The organism is Paenibacillus sp. JJ-100, assembly GCF_948329825.1.
Lineage (GTDB): Bacteria > Bacillota > Bacilli > Paenibacillales > Paenibacillaceae > Paenibacillus.
This window is the reverse complement of record NZ_CAOJCM010000003.1, coordinates 361,206-376,779: the sequence shown is the minus strand read 5'-3', so window position 1 is coordinate 376,779 and position 15,574 is coordinate 361,206. Positions and strand designations below refer to the sequence as shown.

Annotated in this window: 15 protein-coding genes; 10 read left to right on the top strand and 5 right to left on the bottom strand. The window is 48.1% G+C overall.

Features of this window, described 5'->3' with window-relative positions:
• The first annotated feature begins 167 nt into the window (after positions 1 to 167).
• From PQG66_RS14745 to PQG66_RS14730, 4 genes are all read left to right on the top strand, one after another.
• The gene (locus PQG66_RS14745; protein ID WP_272038484.1) at positions 168 to 539 is read left to right on the top strand and encodes a CidA/LrgA family protein; all 372 of its coding nucleotides are present in this window, start codon (positions 168 to 170) and stop codon (positions 537 to 539) included.
• Positions 536 to 1,216 (top strand): CidB/LrgB family autolysis modulator, encoded by a 681-nt coding sequence (locus tag PQG66_RS14740; protein ID WP_272038483.1) that lies wholly within the window; start codon positions 536 to 538, stop codon positions 1,214 to 1,216. The genes PQG66_RS14745 and PQG66_RS14740 overlap by 4 nt, the downstream gene beginning before the upstream one ends.
• Positions 1,217 to 1,321: 105 nt before the next feature.
• Positions 1,322 to 1,837 carry an AbrB/MazE/SpoVT family DNA-binding domain-containing protein gene (locus PQG66_RS14735; RefSeq protein WP_272038482.1) on the top strand — a complete coding sequence of 172 codons (516 nt, stop codon included), beginning with the start codon at positions 1,322 to 1,324 and terminating at the stop codon, positions 1,835 to 1,837.
• Between the two features lie 420 nt (positions 1,838 to 2,257).
• Positions 2,258 to 2,545: a winged helix-turn-helix transcriptional regulator gene (locus PQG66_RS14730; protein WP_272038729.1), complete on the top strand. Its 288-nt coding sequence runs from the start codon at positions 2,258 to 2,260 to the stop codon at positions 2,543 to 2,545.
• A gap of 131 nt (positions 2,546 to 2,676) precedes the next feature.
• On the opposite strand, the gene PQG66_RS14725 is transcribed toward PQG66_RS14730, so the two are convergent.
• The 5 genes from PQG66_RS14725 to PQG66_RS14705 all read right to left on the bottom strand — a co-directional run bounded on the left by PQG66_RS14725 (position 2,677) and on the right by PQG66_RS14705 (position 8,923).
• Complete coding sequence (locus PQG66_RS14725; protein ID WP_272038481.1) at positions 2,677 to 3,681, bottom strand: Gfo/Idh/MocA family protein; 1,005 nt, start codon at positions 3,679 to 3,681, stop codon at positions 2,677 to 2,679.
• 69 nt (positions 3,682 to 3,750) lie between these two features.
• A complete protein-coding gene (locus PQG66_RS14720; RefSeq protein ID WP_272038480.1) occupies positions 3,751 to 5,409 on the bottom strand; it encodes a glycerol-3-phosphate dehydrogenase/oxidase in 1,659 nt (552 codons plus the stop codon).
• Positions 5,410 to 5,812: 403 nt separating this feature from the next.
• On the bottom strand, positions 5,813 to 7,300 hold the full coding sequence (gene glpK / locus PQG66_RS14715; RefSeq protein ID WP_272038479.1) for a glycerol kinase GlpK: 1,488 nt from the start codon (positions 7,298 to 7,300) through the stop codon (positions 5,813 to 5,815).
• A gap of 20 nt (positions 7,301 to 7,320) precedes the next feature.
• A complete protein-coding gene (locus PQG66_RS14710; protein WP_272038478.1) occupies positions 7,321 to 7,890 on the bottom strand; it encodes a glycerol-3-phosphate responsive antiterminator in 570 nt (189 codons plus the stop codon).
• Positions 7,891 to 8,149: 259 nt separating this feature from the next.
• The gene (locus tag PQG66_RS14705) at positions 8,150 to 8,923 is read right to left on the bottom strand and encodes a GTP cyclohydrolase II (RefSeq protein WP_272038477.1); all 774 of its coding nucleotides are present in this window, start codon (positions 8,921 to 8,923) and stop codon (positions 8,150 to 8,152) included.
• A 390-nt stretch (positions 8,924 to 9,313) separates the two neighbouring features.
• Between PQG66_RS14705 and PQG66_RS14700 the strand changes: the two genes are divergently transcribed.
• From PQG66_RS14700 to PQG66_RS14675, 6 genes are all read left to right on the top strand, one after another.
• Positions 9,314 to 10,588, top strand: a complete 1,275-nt coding sequence (locus tag PQG66_RS14700) for an ABC transporter substrate-binding protein (RefSeq protein WP_272038476.1) — start codon at positions 9,314 to 9,316, stop codon at positions 10,586 to 10,588.
• A gap of 116 nt (positions 10,589 to 10,704) precedes the next feature.
• A complete protein-coding gene (locus PQG66_RS14695) occupies positions 10,705 to 11,655 on the top strand; it encodes a carbohydrate ABC transporter permease (protein WP_442955102.1) in 951 nt (316 codons plus the stop codon).
• Between the two features lie 21 nt (positions 11,656 to 11,676).
• Positions 11,677 to 12,504, top strand: coding sequence for a carbohydrate ABC transporter permease (locus PQG66_RS14690; RefSeq protein ID WP_272038475.1), 828 nt, complete (start codon positions 11,677 to 11,679; stop codon positions 12,502 to 12,504).
• A gap of 80 nt (positions 12,505 to 12,584) precedes the next feature.
• Positions 12,585 to 14,150 carry a gluconokinase gene (gene gntK, locus PQG66_RS14685; protein ID WP_272038474.1) on the top strand — a complete coding sequence of 522 codons (1,566 nt, stop codon included), beginning with the start codon at positions 12,585 to 12,587 and terminating at the stop codon, positions 14,148 to 14,150.
• A gap of 267 nt (positions 14,151 to 14,417) precedes the next feature.
• Complete coding sequence (locus PQG66_RS14680) at positions 14,418 to 14,729, top strand: ArsR/SmtB family transcription factor (RefSeq protein ID WP_272038473.1); 312 nt, start codon at positions 14,418 to 14,420, stop codon at positions 14,727 to 14,729.
• Complete coding sequence (locus PQG66_RS14675) at positions 14,729 to 15,553, top strand: hypothetical protein (RefSeq protein WP_272038472.1); 825 nt, start codon at positions 14,729 to 14,731, stop codon at positions 15,551 to 15,553. Before PQG66_RS14680 ends, PQG66_RS14675 begins: the two co-directional genes overlap by 1 nt.
• The last annotated feature ends 21 nt before the right edge of the window (positions 15,554 to 15,574 follow it).

Genomic DNA, 15,574 nt, shown 5'->3' with positions numbered 1-15,574 from the left:
ACCCTACACCTATTATAGATAAATGGAATAGTAAACATTCTTAATATGCATTTTACTCATGAAAGAAAGGGTTGTAAAATTTATGATACGAAGAAAAATTTACATTCATTTTCACAAATTCAGTTCAAACTGATCTATAACATGTTGATATACAAGGAGGGATTCAAGTGAAAAAATGGGGCATCGGGATTTTACAAGTCGCGCTGTTAATGGTTTTTTCACTGCTCATGGACCTGCTGGCCCGTACTCTCCACCTGCCTATACCTGGCTCGATCCTCGGGATGGTCGTTCTGTTCATTCTGCTGCAGACCGGAGTTGTGAAGTTGCGCTGGATTGAGATCGGGGCAGCATGGCTGCTCGGTGAACTATTGTTATTTTTTATCCCGTCAGCGGTTGGTATTATGAACTACATGCCTATGTTAGAGCATGACGGATTACAGATTTTATTTATCGTGCTGCTAAGCACGTTTCTGGTTATGGCCTGCACCGGCCTGGTTGCTAAACGTATTGCTGCACGAAAGGAGCGTCAGACCGAATGATAGGTTTTTTATGTTTGCTGTTGACTGTCGGGATCTACTTCTTAGCCAAGCGGATGTATCGCAGTCTGCCTAAAGTATATCTGTCTCCATTGCTCATTACACCACTTCTGGTTGTAGGAGTACTGCTGGCGACTGGCACAGATTATGCCGCATATAACAGCGGAGGCCGATGGCTCAGCCTGTTACTACAGCCAGCTACAGTTGCTTTTGCAGTGCCACTTTATACGTTTTTCCATGTGCTCAAAAAACATATCTCCGAGATTGTGGTCAGCGTCATGACCGGCTCGGTTGTTGCCGTACTCTCTTCCGCCATGCTCGCCAAATGGTTGCGCCTGGACTCTGGTTTGATTCATAGTCTGATTCCGCGCTCCATCACAACGCCAATTGCCATGAATGTCTCGGCTTCGATCGGGGGAATCCCGGCGGTTACCGCTGTTTTCGTCATTATGACAGGGCTTCTTGGTGCGATCATGGGACCATCTATCGTCAAAATGCTGCGCATCGATAGTGAGATTGCGAAGGGTACACTGCTTGGAACCGGTGCCCATGGTACGGGTACTTCCAAAGCATTCGAACTAAGTTCGTTGACGGGAACCATCTCCAGCATCTCCATGGTCCTGGCTGCTCTGTTCACTTTAGCCGTCGCTCCCACGCTTTCTAAACTTATTTTCCCATAATAGATGGAATAATCCCTTTTTTTTGAAATATTATTGTTGTATTAAAGCCCTTTCTTCCTTACAATAAGGACAGGTTTTTAATGTTAATATTGCGGGGGAGATGCGATGAAAAGGACCGGAATGAAGAGATCTCTGGATCGTCTCGGACGAATTGTCCTTCCCAAGGAAATGCGGGATACAATGGAAATCCATATCGGCGATCCGCTTGAGTTTTTCATTGAAGGGAAAGAGTTGATTTTAAGAAAGTACAAATCAACATTGTGTATTTTTTGTGGTGACGTGGATACGGAAATGTATTTCAAAGAGCAATTCATCTGCCGGACTTGTGCGATTCAATTGAAACACCCAGATGACACTCCCGACTGGTTCATACCTGAGAAGAAACAGACTTCTGCATCTACAGAGCGCCCTTCTGCCAAACCCGCTGCTTTTTCAGCCTCATGGAATGAAGGAGAGATCTCGGCGAGCCAGGACTACCCCGACTTGCGGCCGAAGACAGCACGCATGCTACAACAAATGAAGGAAATTATTGAACAGCATCCCGGGCTCGCTCAACAACAAATCGCAGAGAAACTTGGCATCAGCCAAGGACGCGTCTCGCAATTAAAAAAATTGTTATAATCTAATTTCTATTGATCATGAATATTCAGCATATTTCTTCCAACTTAAGAAATATGCTACGAAAGAACCCGCTCGTTTTTGGGTTCTTATTTTTTTTGAAACACCAAAAAGATCCCTCAACATATCTATCCTCTCTCACCTTCTACATTTCAAATTACATTTTTAAAGTTAATATAAAATTATTAGATAATTTCATCAAGTAATTTTTCATAAAAAGAGGTATAATACGTACAAAAGGTATGTTACATTGTATTTTGTAGTAACCCTCCCTTCACATGAAGGTGCTTTTATTTGTTTAGAGCGGCAGAAATTGTTGTCCTTTTATATAGTGTTGTACCGCATATTTGCCATGAATCGAGGTGAAACACGTTGAAATTGAGAAAAGTAAAAACTTCAAGTCCCTGTCTGATTACACAGGCCATGGACATCATCGGGAAAAAGTGGGTGCTGCTGATCATGTATCAGCTGTTGTCCGGACCCAAACGTTTCACAGAACTGGAGGCTGAGATGGCCATCAGTGGTCGGTTGTTATCGGAGCGTCTGAAAGAAATGGAGACGGAAGGCATCGTTACGCGGCATATGTACCCTGAGATCCCTCCTCGTGTGGAGTATGAGCTTACACCTAAAGGCAGAGCGATTGAACCTGTCATTAATCAGATCTACAGCTGGTCCTCAGACTGGTTAAAAGAACAGCGGCAAGTAAAATAGTTCATTGCCACCAAACCAAAACCAAAAGCAACTTCTTTCATCGAACAACACAATCACTGCAAGTTGCATGATCAATACGCCTGCACTAGAACGACACCTAGTTCTGATGCAGGCGTATTAGATTTGCCGTTCTAACGGACGTGACGGGATGAGGACTTAAGCTGCACAGGCAGTCCTGACTCTACCGACGCCTGTGCTGCGGTTGTGATCTCTTGTGTTCGGCACGCATCTGCATAGTCCGACAGAATAAGAGATCTGTCTCCTGTGCGAAGTGCATGAATAAAGGCTTCATTCTCGCGCACATACGGATCATGTCCTGCTGGAACCTCAAGTCCAGCCATGGCATGCGAAGCCGCACTAGGCAGTAGCAGACGCTCCGGCGTCCAATCCCATACACCAGTGTCTGTGTAAAACTGCAGTCCAGCTCCTCCCTCTCCATCAGGCAACAGACATGTATTCGCAATACTCGCAATTGCACCGCTCTCTAGTTTCAGCGTCACGCTAGCTACATCGGCAACAGTCACATGCTCATGCTTCTCGTGCATGCTGCGCTGGGCCGCCATCGCATATACCTCGGTCACTTCTCCTGCGCAGAAGCGAAGCAAATCCACGATATGCGTCGTCTGCTCCACGAACTGACCTCCGGAACCCTCTTGACGGCGCCACCAGCTCACACCAGGCATACCGCCCATCCAGCGTCCCAGTGCCATACCCACTTTCTGCTCCTGCATCGCTTGTTTCATGACCTGCGCCGCATCCTGATAACGGAAGTGATATCCTACAGAGGTTAACAAAGAAGACTGTTGTACCTGCTCCATGATGCGGAGCGGGGTGTCCATCCCATTACTCAGCGGTTTCTCTACGAAGAAAGGTATGCGTCGTTTAATTAACTCTTCCTCAATAGGGCCGTGGGACATTGGAGGTACACAGATATATATCGCATCCAGTCTTACACCGTCCAGCATATGTTCAAGCTTGTCGTAACCCGTTGCATCATATACGGAAGCCATTGCTTCTGCCTTTTCCAGTGTTGTGCCACATACACTTGCAACACGAACACCTTCCATGCGTCTTAGAATATCTGCGTGGACCTTACTGAACCAGCCCGTTCCTATGATTCCGATCTGTAATGTCATGGATGTAATCCCCTCTCAGTTATACGCTTACATGTTCCATTCGACCCGAACCCGCAAAATCCTTCCGCTCTAGCATTTTCCGGATGCTTCCAGTAGCAGTTGATCCAGTTCCTTCGCATAGGACGCTGCCTGCTGTTCTGACCAGCCAAGCTGCTCTGCCATGTAGGTGCTGACTGCCAATTTATAACGGCGAACCTCGTCGATGCGGAAAAACAAATCCCCCGTTCGGCGTACCCAAAAATCAGCTGGTGTAGCCGCCATCTCTTCTTCTATAGCATAACGAAGCATTAGCAAAAGCTCCTGCGGCATCCCATGAAGCTCAGCTTTGGTTCGTGGATCAGGCATGCGCTCATACAACGCATCTACATTGGAACCATACGTACGCGCAAGCCGCTCTGCCGCTTGCCGATCCAGCCCCAGCGCAACGCCATCCTTGATCTTACGTTCGGTATACGATACATATCCAGCTGAGCCGCCGACATCTCCCCCGGAGATCGGCATCTTTTTGGTTACGCATGGCCCCGGGGTTAGCCCAAACTCCTGCTGCAACTGACGAGTGACCAAATCCATGACCATCTCCGCCATCTTGCGATACCCCGTCAATTTGCCTCCGGCAATGGTAATCAAGCCTGATTTCGACTCCCAGATTTCATCCTTACGTGAAATCTCTGAAGGTCCCTTCCCCTCTTCATGAATCAGTGGACGCACGCCTGCCCATCCGGACTCCACATCCTCGGGGCCAATACGGACATTCGGGAACATACCGTTCACTGCATCAATGACATAATTGCGGTCTGCCTCTGAGATGAGGGGATGGGCGGGGTCCTCACGATATACCGTGTCCGTAGTGCCCACATACGTTTTGCCGTCCCTTGGCACAGCAAACACCATACGCCCATCCGTTGTATCAAAATAAACCGCCTGCCGTAGGGGAAAGCGTGCACCGTCGAATACCAGATGAATGCCTTTGGTCATCTGCAGCGTTTTCCCTTGACGGGATCCATCTACTTCACGCAACGCATCCACCCATGGGCCCGAAGCATTGATGACTTTTTTGGCTCGAAGCGAATAGCGGTTTCCATTCAATTGATCGATGGCCTGGATGCCCGTAATGATCCCGTTCTCCTTCTCGAAGGAGACAGCTTTCATATAGTTAACGGCCAGTGCCCCGCGCCGAACTGCTTCCTTCATCACTTCGATCGTAAGCCTGGCATCGTCGGTCCGGTATTCCACATAACGTCCGCCTCCCAACAGACCCTGGCTCCGCAGCAAAGGCTCGGTAGATGATGTCTCATGGGCATTCAGCATCTGCCGTCGTTCACTACGTTTCACTCCAGCAAGCCGGTCGTAGACCATCAGACCAATAGAAGTACTGAACCGGCCGAATGTACCGTTTTGATAGATCGGCAATAACATGGGTTCAGGGGTTGTTACATGGGGTCCATTCTCATAGACAACCGCTCGCTCCCGTCCAACTTCGGCTACCATCTTCACTTCAAACTGCTTCAGATAACGCAAACCACCATGAACCAGTTTGGTAGAACGGCTGGAAGTGCCTGCCGCGAAATCTTGCATCTCCACCAGTGCGGTCTTCAACCCACGAGACACCGCGTCTAATGCAATCCCAGCCCCCGTTATACCGCCACCAATAATCAATACGTCAAATTGTGCATCTGACATCTGATTCATATATTCCATTCGTTTTGTCGCCGAGAACGTTGCTTTCATGTCGTAGACCTCCATTATTTACCTTGTTTTATCTCTAAAAAACAACAAAAAAAGGACCACGTCATTCGCTCAGCAATTGCTGAACGCACGTGGTCCCTCCCGATCTCCAGACATCATTTTTTAACTTGTGACTTAATCCTATCACAGAATTTCGATGGCGTGAAGGCCTGATTTGACACATTATTCAAAAAAATTTAAAAACTTTTTCGGGGATAAGGTTGGAATTTCAAAGCAATCCACTAAACTTGTATTTTTCCTTATTGTGGGCAACTGGTTTGAACAATCCAGGAATTTAATCCCTGTAAGTTTTACATCATTTTCAACTAGTAAATATCATATATAGCATATACTTAACAAAAAAGTACAAATACCCATACACGAGATATGACACACCTGATCTCTTTTATTGAAAAGCCATGGCCGCTTGAACTGCTCGCTGCCAGCCAGAATACAATTGCTCTCGCTCCTCCTCTGCCATTACGGCTTCGAAAGTCCGTTCCGAATTATCATGCTGGTTCAATTCCTCTATCCCCGACCAGAATCCGACAGCCAGCCCTGCCAGATAGGCTGCTCCAAGAGCCGTTGTCTCGTTAACAGATGGTCGCTCCACCGGAATACCCAGAATATCACTCTGGAACTGCATGAGGAAGTCATTGGCCGCCGCCCCGCCGTCCACACGCAGAGCATCAACCGGTGAGCCAGAATCCGTGACCATCGCTTCCAACACATCTTTGGTCTGATAAGCCAGCGCCTCCAGCGTAGCACGTATAAAATGCTCTTTCGTTGTGCCGCGGGTCAAGCCAAATACGGCTCCTCTCACATCACTGTCCCAGTATGGACTTCCAAGTCCCACAAAGGCAGGCACCATGTAAACCCCATCCGTTGAAGGCACTCGCTTGGCGTAATCCTCACTGTCTTTGGATGATCGAAGCATACGCAGACCGTCCCGCAACCACTGCACAGCCGATCCCGCTACGAAAATGCTGCCCTCCAGCGCATAGTAAACCTTCCCGTTCATGCCCCAGGCAATCGTTGTAATTAGGCCGTGGTTGGATTGTACCGGCTCTTCACCTGTGTTCATAAGCATGAAACATCCGGTACCGTATGTATTTTTCATACTCCCCTTGGCATAACATCTCTGACCGAACAATGCAGCCTGCTGGTCCCCAGCTGCTCCCGCGATGGGTATCCGATGTCCGAAGAAGTGATCATCTGTCGTATGCGCGTATACTTCGGAAGAACCTCGTACTTCTGGCAGCATCGCTTTCGGAATACCCAGGATAGCCAGCAATTCATCATCCCACTGCAGTTCGTAGATGTTATACATCAGCGTACGCGAGGCGTTGGATACGTCCGTGACATGGGTGCCGCCACTTAGTTTCCAGATCAACCAACTATCGATGGTGCCAAACAAAAGCTCCCCTCTCTCTGCCCGTTCACGGGCACCAGAGACATGATCCAGAATCCATTTCACTTTGGTCCCTGAAAAGTATGGATCAATCAGCAAACCTGTTTTCTGGTGAAACAGGTGATCCAGCCCTTGCGTTTTCAACTCCTCACAGATCGAAGCCGTCTGTCTAGACTGCCATACCACTGCGTTATAGATCGGTCTGCCCGTTTGTTTATCCCATACCACTACAGTTTCCCGTTGATTCGTGATACCGATCCCTGCGATTTGCACAGGTTTGACCCCACTCTCCGCCAGACATGAAGCCATGACCGCCAGAATGGAACTCCAGATTTCATTCGCATTTTGCTCCACCCAGCCGGGTTTGGGAAAGTACTGCGGAAACTCCTGCTGTGCAATATGTACAATATCACCGCTGTGATCAAACAGAATTGCTCGAGAGCTCGTTGTACCCTGATCGAGAGCCAAAATAAATTTTTCCATGGGTGTCCTCCTATGCTTAGTTAGAATGTAAGCGATTTCCTAAAATACTTGATTAAATCATCATTCGATGTAGTTACTGCTGCGGCTCCTACCCCAAGCGCTAGCTCCACCTCTTCAGGTGTACGAATCAGCCCGCCGGCAATGATCGGTATGCCTGTACGTTCGGATACCTCCGCAATAATATGCGGAATGACACCCGGCAATACCTCAATGTAGTCCGGTTGTGTTTTGGCGAGTAGCTGATAACTTTTCTCCAGAGCATGTGTATCGAGCAGAAAGACCCTTTGAATCGCTGTGATCCCTTTTTGTTTCGCTTTCTGTATGGTACTGGCTCTTGTGGAGATCAGCCCTGCCGGACGTATATGCTGACACAGATACTCTGCGCCGTACTCGTCATTCTTCAATCCCTGCACCAGATCAGCATGCAGCAAAATCTTCTTCTCATATCGCCGAGCCTGATCCATCATGCTCTGTAACTGGGCAATATGCGTTTCCAACATAACCCCGTAAGTGAAGGGTCCTTCGATGATTGCTTCAAACTGCTTCATACTCTTCGCAGCTGGCAAAATACGCTGTGCTTCAAATACCACGATTGTTCCTCCTGCAATGATCTGATGTCCCTATTGTATAATCCGTCACATATCCACAGCAAGACTTTTAAGGCATTCATTGACAAGTAGACCGAGTTCGAGAACAATATTATTGAAGATTGAAGATCCAGACCCCAAGCGATATTCCTTACCACCCTCATACATTTTGCTCCACAAAAAAAAGACTGCCACGCTACTTTTCAATGTGAAAAGCATCGTAACAGCCCACGGATTCATATTTACAGTCTAGATGCATTCGTCAAGCCTGTGCATGTGGAATGCGTGCATCTGTCTCAGCATCTACCCAGCCATCGATCTCCGCAAGATGACCCGAACGTTTAACTTTAGTTTGCAGATACTTTTCGTTATACGCTGACCGATCTCCCCACAGCGGAACACGTCCGCCCACATTGAGCCCTGCTTCCTGCAAAGCTGCCAGCTTGCGTGGATTATTCGTAATCAGAGTAACTGGAGCCTGGCGAAGTGCACGCAATACAGCAATCGCATCATCATAATTCCGTGCGTCATCCGTGAACCCGAGCTGCAAGTTCGCATCTACCGTATCCAAACCTTCTTCTTGCAAAATATAAGCCATCGCCTTGCTGAACAGACCAATGCCCCGTCCTTCATGATTCGCCAGATAGAACAGTGCACCTGCGCCGTGTGCTGCAATCATCTTCATCGATTGCTCCAGCTGAAATCCACAGTCACAACGTTTACTGCCGAAGATATCGCCCGTGTGACAGATGCTATGCATCCGAATCAACGCTTCCTGAGATGCAGCGAAATCACCATACACAAGCACGCTCGATTGCTGGTGCTCTGCCAGTTCAGCATCCGCAAGAGAAGCAATCAGTTCTCCACTCTCCATCGCTTTGTCGGATTTTAACCAACTGTACCATTGAAATGTCTGGGTTTCCCCATCCAGATTAACGGGAAGTTTGATCGGCCCCACCAGATATATAAATTCTTTTCCACTCGGAAAACTTTGGATTTTAGGTGCAAGCAACTGAATAATATGTGAATTGATCATCGTTTCTTCCTCCTATTAAGCCATCTTTATCTCGTCTTGTCACAATATATTACATTCGCAAATGTTTAATTTTGGGATCACTCGTTATTCAAACAACCACTGAATACGATCATATGCACAGCTAATTATTACGTATCTATATTATTCTCACTATAATTAGTTACTTAATGTAAGTAAGTTTAAAATAAAAATTATCATGTGTCAAGTAACTTTTATTTTTAAAGTAACTACTAATTATTATGTTATGCAGTAGAAACAATGCTAGTGTTTTATATGAAGAATAATGGGCATGAGTTTAAAAATTGTTCATACACTATTGGTGTAGTCCATGAAGCCCAGCTGTAGTTTGGCACTTCTTGCCTCAAACTTAATGATGAGGGGGTTATTCACATGATCGGCCGTAAAAGAACCTGCTGGACAGCCATCATCATGGTCTGTGTCCTGTTCATCAGCGGATGCTCCATCTGGTCGGGACAAGATGATTCGGCATCCAACAAAAAGATAACGCTTACATTATGGTATTGGAACCGATCCATTGATGACGAACTTCTTGCCAAGGCTAAAGAAAAGTTTCCGAATATTGAACTAATTGCCCAGAAGATCGGCGGAGATTTCAAAGCCAAACTTAAAACCACCCTAGCTGCACGTTCAGGTGAGCCTGACATCGTAGCACTTAACGACTGGATTATGGAGCTATTTCCAAGCGAGGACCGTTTCTATAACTTGTACGATCTTGGCGCAAGTGAGGTAGAAGACCAATATTTACCTTGGAAATGGAAGCAGGGCGTAACGCCAAACGGACAGATGATCGGATTCCCTATGGATACGGGGCCGACAGCACTATTCTATCGCGCAGACCTGTTCAAAGAAGCAGGGCTACCATCAGAACCGGAGCAGGTTGCAAGCCAGATCAACAACTGGGAAACCTATGCAGCTGCCGGAGAGCAAATTAAGGAGAAGTTCGAGGGAAAGGTTTTTCTAACCGATAATATTGGAAGCGTTTACAGTCAAGTGCTCTCCCAATCTCCCGAACGTTATTTCCGCCCGGATGGTTCGTTTATCGGCATGGACTCTCCTGCTGTACGCACAAGCTGGAATACTGCTGTTACTTTTAAAGAAAAAGGACTACTCGCCAACGCAGATGGCTGGACACCCGGCTGGAATGCAGCGATGAATAATGGAGAAATTGCCTCCTTCGTCGGTGCAGTCTGGATGAAACAGGTGCTTCAGGAGGCTGCGCCAGACACCTCGGGCGCATGGCGTGTCACGCGTGCTCCTGGAGGAGATGGCAATAATGGCGGCTCCTTTCTCTCCATTTTAAAATCCAGCAAACATCCTGAAGAGGCCTTTGAACTCATCCGCTGGCTCCAAAGTCCAGAGAACCAATTGGAGCAATATAAGACGATCAACTTGTTCCCGTCGGCCCCAGGCGTGTTTGATTCACCAGCCATGCAAGAGCATGAACCCTTCTTCGGTGGGCAGGCGACAGGTCCGGTATTTGCGGAATCTGCACGGCATGTGCCGGAAGCCTTTTTTGGTGAACGATATCCATCCGTCAACAGCATCATTACTAGGCGGCTGAATGATATCGCCAAACAGAATGCTGATCCGCAGCAGGTCTGGCCGGATACGGTGCACCGTGTTGAACGGGAGTTACAACGTTAAAGCGGCCTCTTAATCCTTTGTGATCCTTTTTCATCCCAACATGGATCATTCGGTTATATTCGGCTTCAGTAGTCTCGCGTTGATGTAGTTTCACTATCCGCAAAGGAGGAATTCATATGGCTGTTACCGAACCTCGCATGTCCCCAGACTCCAGTTCATTTCAACCTGATCTGGACCCGCAAAAGTCGCTCTGGACTCGCATATGGGAGAATCGCGCGCTTTATGTTGCCATCTCGCCATTTTACATTCTGTTCGCCGTGTTCGGACTGTTCCCGATTGCCTTCTCGCTGTATCTGGCGTTCCATAAATGGGATGGTATTGGTGTCATGACGTATAACGGCCTGAACAATTTCAAATATATGCTTACCGATGCTGAATTCTGGCAAGCGGTGGGCAACACACTCATGATCTGGATCTACGCGACTGTTCCGATGCTCTTCTTCGCCCTCTTGATTGCCTTTTTACTGCATGCACCTTTCGTCAAGTTCCGTACCCTGTTTCGGGTTGGATACTTTCTGCCCAACGTGACGTCCATTGTGGCAGTAGCAATTATCTTCGGAGCTTTATTTGCTAACAACTACGGCTTCCTTAATTATCTTTTACAGTCGGTGGGCCTCCCGGTGGTCGAGTGGCTGAATGCACCATGGGGCATCCAAGTAGCCATCTCCTCCATGGTTGTCTGGCGCTGGACGGGATATAACGCCATTATCTATCTGGCCGGACTCCAGAGCATCCCCCAGACATTGTATGAAGCAGCTAAAATCGACGGGGCATCTGCTGTACAATCCTTCTTCCGCATCACCATTCCGATGCTGCGCCCGGTCATCCTGTTCACCGTAATCACCTCGACCATCGGCGGCATGCAGCTATTCACTGAACCGCAGGTGCTGGTGGGGAATGACGGTGGAGCTGGAGCCGCAGGTATGACGATCGTGTTGTATCTGTACCGGGAATCCTTTATCAACAATTACTTCGGATACGGCGCTGCCGTTGGCTGGGGCATGTTCCTGATCATCGCCCTGTTCTCCATCGTGAACTGGAAGCTTGTTCAAGGCAAATCATCCTGATATGACAAGGGAGGAGCGTTCATGGTGTCCAAACATCTCAAGTCGCTGGTGCTGTATGTTGGCCTGATCGGTGGCATGCTCATATCCATGTTCCCGTTCTATTGGCTGATCGTTATGTCCACTCGGACGACGTCCGACATCTATAAGTTTCCGCCTCAGCTCTGGTTCGGCAGTGAACTATGGAACAACATTACGCGCGTGCTGCAGCAGATTGACTTCTGGGGGGCTTTCTTAAATACATTGTTTGTGTCGGGTGTTGTGACCATGTTGGTGTTGTTTTTTGATTCACTGGCGGGGTTTGCTTTTGCGAAGTTTGAGTTTCCGGGCAAAAAGTGGCTCTTCGTTCTGCTGCTCGCCACCATGATGGTGCCTTCCCAGCTCTCGCTGGTACCATCCTTCGTGCTGATGGCCACGTTCGGCTGGGTGGGTTCCTTCAAAGCCCTCATTATACCGGGCATGGTCAATGCCTTCGGCATCTTCTGGATACGGCAGTACGCGACAGAATCCATTCCGAATGATCTGCTGGATGCCGGACGGATCGACGGGTGTAACTTCTTTCGCTTATATTGGAACGTTGCATTGCCCATTCTGCGTCCTGCGTTTGCTTTTCTCGGTGCCTTTACTTTTATCGGGGTATGGAACGACTACCTCTGGCCACTGATTATACTGACAGATGCACGTAAATACACGCTCCAGATCGCTTTGTCTCAATTAAACGGACTCTATAACACAGACTACGCGATGGTCATTGCAGGCACCCTGCTCGCGGTTCTCCCGCTTATCCTGATGTTCCTGTTCATCAGCCGCCAGTTCATCTCGGATATCGCTGCGGGAGCTGTGAAAGATTAAGGAATTTTGATCCATCCCTCAACTCTGATATTCTATTCTATACAAGAGGCTCATTTTCCAAGAAAGAGGGATGATCACCAATGGCGGCTTCACCTTACATGATCGGCGTAGATATCGGCACAACCTCCACCAAGGCCGTGCTGTTTGAACAGAACGGCAGTATCGTGGCCCAGGGCAGTGCAGGCTATCCGCTACACACACCAACTCCTGCAATAGCAGAACAGGATGCGGAGGATATTTTCCAGGCAGTCCTTACCTCCGTGCAGCAAGCCACCTCCAGAGCAGGGGTGAAGCCGGATGACATTCTGTTTGTCTCGTTCAGCTCCGCGATGCATAGCATCCTGCCTGTAGATCCTCAAGGCAAACCACTGATGCGAGCGATGACATGGGCAGATAATCGAAGTGCCGAATGGACAGAAGCGCTCAAATCGGAGATGAACGGCCATGAAATCTACTCGCGGACGGGTACGCCGATCCATCCGATGTCTCCACTAACCAAGATCATGTGGCTCACCCGGGAAGAACCCGACATGTTCCGGCAAACCCATAAATTGATCTCCATGAAAGAATATGTGTTCTATCGGCTCTTTTCCAAATATATCATTGACCACTCCATGGCTTCAGCTACCGGACTCATGAATCTGGAGAAGCTCGATTGGGATGCAGAAGCTCTTCATGTGGCTGGCATTACTCCAGAACATCTCTCCACCCTTGTACCGACAACTCATGTATTAAAAGAAGGACTCAACCCCGAATATGCCAAAGCAATGGGGATTGCAGAGACGACTCCGTTTGTCATCGGAGCAAGTGATGGCGTACTCTCGAATCTGGGCGTGAACGCCATTGACCCCGGGGTTGTTGCGGTGACCATCGGCACCAGCGGTGCTATTCGTACGGTTGTTGATCAACCGGTGACTGATCCCAAAGGGCGTTTCTTCTGTTATGCACTTACCGAGGATCTATGGGTAATCGGGGGACCGGTGAACAACGGCGGAGTCATCTTTCGCTGGATTCGGGATGAGTTCGCGGCTTCTGAAGTTGAGACGGCCAAGCGGCTCGGCATCGATCCATATGAAGTGCTGACACGTGTCGCCGAAAATGTACCACCCGGTTCCGAAGGGCTGCTCTTTCACCCTTACATGACTGGGGAACGCGCGCCGCTCTGGAATCCGAATGCACGAGGCTCATTCTTCGGCCTAACCTTGCATCATAAGAAGGAGCATATGATTCGCGCAGCACTGGAGGGTGTGCTCTTTAATCTGTATACGGTCATGCTGGCGATTGAGGAGAAGATTGGCCGTCCGAAAAAAATTCAGGCGACCGGCGGCTTCGCCCGCTCCGAGCTATGGCGGCAGATGATGGCCGATATCTTCGATCAGGATGTCATCATCCCTGCAAGCATCGAGAGCTCTTGCCTTGGCGCGGCCGTACTTGGGCTGTATGCTACCGGCCGTATCGATTCCTTAAGTGCCGTCTCCGGCATGATCGGATCGACACACCGCCATCAACCTCACGTGGACAGTGTGCGTGTGTATCGTGAATTGCTGCCCATTTTTATTCGCATCTCCCGCAAATTCGAAGAAGAATACGCCGACATCGCGGCTTTTCAGAATCGGATAATGCAGGATGGAGAATTCACACAATAGCGTCTCTCAAGACCCTCAAAAATTCAAGATTCGTCATCATTGCGTAACAGTGCTATAGACATTCCGACTATAGCACTGTTACACATGATATAACCCTCACGTATGGTGATAATCTTATGAAATTTTACCGCTTGTGAAGCATCAAACAAGCGGAAATCGTTATTTAACATCGTGATGTGGGCTTCTGTATTAACAGTTTGGTTTTTTTATCAGTTCGAAAATTTTCAAACATTGAATGAGCCTGTTGATTATGCTAACGTCTACATTATGAGAACTTTAACGATGCCTACAGCTTCGGAGATGAATCTGACAACGGTTTGCAATGCACTTGGTGACCCCATTCGCATGAAGATTGCACTTTGTCTGGCTAGTTCAGGTGAGAAAAACTGCTCGGCTTTTGAAGTCGACCACATCTCCAAATCAACATTATCCCACCATATCAAACTACTGCGTGAGGCAGGCATTATTCAGCCTCGCATTGAAGGCAAACACCATTATTATTCGCTCAGAAAGGATGACTTAAATACCCGTTTTCCGGGGCTGGTTGATATGATTTTGCAAACAGGGGGACTTACCTAATGGATAAAAAAGCAGTCAAAATTCTAATGAACACTTTTTGGGGAGGGGGCGGCTGGAAATCAGAGTATGGCCCCTTTTCGGGTGATGATTTTGAATACGCCAAAAGCAAGGGAGTCATGTTTGACCCAGTTACCATTACTCATGACGAGATCGTACAGAGGCTGTATACGATACATCAGGATTCTTCACTCAAAGAGCGAGTCATTACAGCCTTTCTCCACAGTCTCTCGACCAAAAAGGTTTATCTACGCAGCGCATTAGCCAGCTGGGCTTTGACACGAAACATACCTCTGCATACCTACGCTGAGCGTCGGGCATTGTATGCCAATACAAGTGCCTGCGGGGATTGTAACTTCCTTTGCTTACAATCAGATAAACAATATATTAATGAAGATTTGAACGTACTGAATTTTGAACGGCTGAAATGGGGTGGTGTGCGACATGGTTGGCTGCTCTACTGCCTGATGGATTTGGAACTGCTGCTACTGGACGACACCATCCCGTACGAAGTAACTGTGGAAGACCAGACGATTCTTGCCAAGCTGCTGGAAACCGCGCAGACGGGAGACCCTAAAGACAGCGCACGCTCTCTGGAGAAAAAGTGGAAGGAATGTCTGCCCTCCAGCAAACAGGAACGAGATGTCTTGCTAGAAATCTGGGCAGCCGCAGGCATCCTGGTTCCCGGTGATACACCAAGGAAACGAAAAGGTGGGTTAAGCGATTTTGAATTTGTAGCAGCATGGCAAGGTGATGATGGCTATCATGCCGAAAAAGTACTCGATTACTTTGGCTCATACCTGCCTCAAGCGGATATCCGAACCTAGTCTGACACCTTACCTCTCATG